This window comes from Paenibacillus sp. P4_E11 (genome assembly GCF_056401635.1).
Genome location: NZ_JBFUIX010000233.1, coordinates 1 through 3,942, shown reverse-complemented (window position 1 = coordinate 3,942; position 3,942 = coordinate 1). Strand labels below are relative to the sequence as shown.

4 protein-coding genes are annotated in these 3,942 nt (G+C 42.5%); 1 reads left to right on the top strand and 3 read right to left on the bottom strand.

Annotated elements, in window-relative coordinates:
- Positions 1-187: 187 nt before the first annotated feature.
- The 3 genes from AC1DWB_RS31920 to AC1DWB_RS31910 all read right to left on the bottom strand — a co-directional run bounded on the left by AC1DWB_RS31920 (position 188) and on the right by AC1DWB_RS31910 (position 2,978).
- Positions 188-1,513, bottom strand: a complete 1,326-nt coding sequence (locus AC1DWB_RS31920) for an SMI1/KNR4 family protein (protein ID WP_477545127.1) — start codon at positions 1,511-1,513, stop codon at positions 188-190.
- An 18-nt stretch (positions 1,514-1,531) separates the two neighbouring features.
- Complete coding sequence (locus AC1DWB_RS31915; RefSeq protein ID WP_477545126.1) at positions 1,532-2,041, bottom strand: endonuclease V; 510 nt, start codon at positions 2,039-2,041, stop codon at positions 1,532-1,534.
- Positions 2,042-2,138: 97 nt separating this feature from the next.
- A complete protein-coding gene (locus AC1DWB_RS31910; RefSeq protein WP_477545125.1) occupies positions 2,139-2,978 on the bottom strand; it encodes a DUF4304 domain-containing protein in 840 nt (279 codons plus the stop codon).
- A gap of 364 nt (positions 2,979-3,342) precedes the next feature.
- Between AC1DWB_RS31910 and AC1DWB_RS31905 the strand changes: the two genes are divergently transcribed.
- Positions 3,343-3,942 (top strand): DUF1963 domain-containing protein (locus AC1DWB_RS31905; RefSeq protein ID WP_477545124.1); only part of this gene is annotated, 600 nt, incomplete at its 3' end.

The window sequence follows — 3,942 nt, the reverse complement described above, 5'->3', positions numbered from 1 at the left end:
CGTGCGGACGTGCCATCCGGAGTACGGACAAAGCTGTCCGGCGGTCTCCTTGGTGTAACGGTTCATCATTCAGCAATCGTCCTTTCATATCATGCCATAGTACCGTAAATTCATTTGCGGTCAACGTACTCTTGAAAGTTCGATCTATGGTCATGCATCCGCATTGTATGGGAATTGAGTAGATAAATTATTCTTTGTCAAAATAATCATCTGTCAAATTTAATTCTTTCAAACAACCTATAAATTTTTCCCTGAAATTATCTTTGCTTTTGTATTCCGGCCATGCAGCCTTATAATAAGGCAGTAACTTCGTATGAGGAATAATGCCCCAAAATAGAATAGAGTTTTTCAGAACCTCCTGGTCGCCACCCATTAACATCTGTTCAATGGTTTCCCAACTTTCAGATTTGTCATTGCAATTGCGTGTGGCATAGATTGCGGCAGTTTGTATATTCGAGTCGGTGTGGCACAAAAAGGGCGCAAAGTTTTGGAGTGTAATCGAGCCGGAGGATTCCAAAACATACCCCACATGACGTAACGTTTCCGGGTCGTGAACCCTGTCAAGACTTTGCAATATCACTTTTATAAATTCCGCTAAATCAAAAGATTTACCGTACCAGTTCAGAATGTTTAAAGCTTGTAAAAAATCCTCATTTCTTTCAGAATGCAACAGCTCGAGAAGAAAGTCTCTTCCCGCGTCAACAGAGGTTTTGCAGATTAGCTGAATGGCTGTGGTGCGATCATTTTGTCTTTGCTCAGTAACGCTTTTTAAAAAATCAATGGTTGGCTGCGAAATTTTCTTAAACTTGAACATTCCATCAAGCGCTTTTGATTTGATTTCTTCGTTTGGGGCGTTTTGATAAACCTGTATCAACGCATTTTCATCGCCCGGCATTCTGCTGCCAAACCACGCGATATCATAATCCAGAATAATTTCGTCCAGCCAGCGCTCATACCAGTCTAGAAAGTTGTCTTCATAGACAAAGAAAAAGGGATGATCAGGATAAAAATCTGAAGTGTAAACGATTTTTTCCCTGTGTTTCCCTTCAAGTACGAGATACATATCGTATTCGCAGCCTTGTGTGCCAATGCACAACATGCCGCCCATCACCCTATCACGGACGGCGTCGTATTCCAGGTCGGAGATGTCCTCATCATTGATCAGGGGCTCGACCAGATGGTTCCATTCCTCTTTTGTCAATCTGGGGTGCAGAACGCATTTTGTAGTAAGTGCATTTCCGGTATTGGAAGTTGCCTCTTCAATCGAATAAATCCCGTTATACGGCCCGGCACCTCCATTTCCGACTTTCGTTAAAAACTGCATATAAGGCTCCGGGAGTGTGACCTGATTCTTTGCTTGCCAGTCCTCAAGCTCTTTTGCTGTAAGCTTTTCATAAACCCTGTATTTGTGTGAGGATGCTCCAAACACCAAAAAACCCGTATCTTTGCGCATGGCCTTTTCGAGTTTGTTTTTTATTCGATCAAGTTGCGTTTCTTTCTTCCAAAACAACATATTGAATCCCCCTGTTGATTATAGCCGGGCTTCCTTCGTTTGCTTATCCAGCAATTTCAGCAAATGCGGAAATCGGTATTCTCCGTACATACTCTGTATGTGCTCGGCAGCAACTGCTAGTTCCATGCCGACAGAGGTTATATACAAAGGCTTGAAGCTGTTGCCTCGGTAAATCTTTTTGACAAAGACTTCATTGTCGTGAAAGGCACTTTTTGCAACACCGATCACTGGAATTTTCCCTGAAAAATTTGTGTAAACATAATGTCCAAGCCCGGGCTTTTTCTCATTGTTTAAGTACACGTAGCCATCTACAACAATGGTATGTATTTGGTTTATATCAGTAAGTTTCAACAGTTCCTGTATGCAAGGAAGCTCTCGTTTATAGAAAGAACCCGTTTCGTATTCGTGAGGGTTTTCCGTATAAGACATGATGACTTCGAGTGGTTTAGAATCTTCCCAACATTGAAAAATAACCCCCACTGACTTCGCTTTATTTTCCTCATAATACACATCGACAGCGATGATCATTGATAGCAATTCCTTCCTTCAAACTCATTAAAGCTATAAATTATAGCCAATCTAACACAGTTTGCCGTACAGGATGATCTAAAGATTATCCCAATAATCAACGGCAACAACTAAGCTTATCAAATTCGACTCCGTATTTATTGAAGATAGCCTCGTATTTATTTTCGAATATGGTCCATCGCGTCTCTGTTCCGTACTTTTCCTGCAACGCCTTCAAATAATGTTTAGCCGCTGCTACATCATTGGATTGCAATAGCAAATGAAAGCTCTCTTCGCCCAGATGTAAATATGGACCTGAAGTGTAATAATCAACAAGGGATCTGGCGCTGGTCATCGTATCATAGAAATGAATAACATCTTCTAATCCACTTAGCAGCATTTTTCTTAAATCATCCATATTCGTATCAGGAGTGATTGAAAATCGATCTGGGGCAGACTCAACAATTCCCCCAATTCTTGCTCTGAAGTGACACTCCACTTCTTGGGGTGCTGTCAGAATCTCTCTCGATTGTATCTGTGCCAACTCCGCTGCATAAATACCGCAGTTCACATAAAACATTACATTGTCCGCTGCATTGCCAGAGGATTTTTGGAAATTGAACATGTAGATGAGGCTTTCTGTTGTCTTATTGAAATTCAAACTCTTCTTTGCGAAGCCACGCTTGGAAAGGAACGGCTTTACGTCCTGCTTAATCATATCGTTAAAGAGCTGCTGCAACATAATCCCTCCTAGAAGATTGCTATCCTTATGTCGTTTTGAATAATAAACACAGTTGAAGTCACCATGAAAATAATCTCCATCTAAAATTTCCGACAGCTTATCTACGGCTTGATAAGGACTCGTAATCCTTATGAAGTCGTCAAAATCTTCATTATGGATATCCAACGCTTCTCGCAGGTAGTCATCACTGGCTCCTCGATAAGCCGGGACACGCATTGCCGACCTTCTTCACCGTGCCCCATACAAAATAATCGTGGAGTACGCTGATCCAGTTCTCGTTGCTTTTACTTACGTACATGACAACTTTTTGAGCTTCATATATGGCATAATCGCTTTCTTATGTATGTTTGTTATTTCCATTATAGTGATCGTTTGTCCTGAGTCTACCTACTTTTTACCTGATTTTTGGAAATGACCTTTGCAAGGGTAGTTTGGTCACGAAGTAAAGCCAGATGAATGTTCAACACGTCCTGCTTTCCAATCCTGATTGATAACAAACTTGTTACGATTCAATGGAAGAACAATAATAGCGTGAATCCATTATAATAATGTTATGCCAGAACGAAGGGATATGATAATAATGAAGAAATACAAGATCGACAGTTTTACCCGCGCCAGTGAACCGATCCGGACTCCCATAACGAAATTCGGAGGACAGCCAGTGTGGCTAACAGAACCGCAATGGCCGCTTAGCAGCGGGTGGGACAAGYGCCCGATGATGTTTATCGGTCAGATAGAGCTGAACCCGCAACTTTTCCCCACACCAAAAGTTCCTGAGCCCCTGATGGCCTATCTCTTTGTTACACATGCGCAAAATATGGAGGAAGGCTTCTTTGATCCTGATATTATCGACCCGGATGGTGGTGAAAATGCGATCATTATCCAGCCCGGAGGCGAGCTTCTGATAGATACAGCCCCATTGGCTAACGGACCAACGCTGTGGGATGACAATGGCGAATCTTATGAAGGCATCCCTCAGTTGCAAGAAGCCCAGGACCCCGAATTTCTCGATTCCGAGTCCTACCTCTTGCTCACTAAGGATAAGCAGAAAGCCTACAACGATGAAGTTGACGGCGATAAAGTTGGGGGAGTACCCTATTTTTTCCAAGGCGATGGTTGGCCGGATGACAGTAACTGGCGGTTGCTGCTGCAATTGCATGCTAATTTCAAGCCTTTCTGC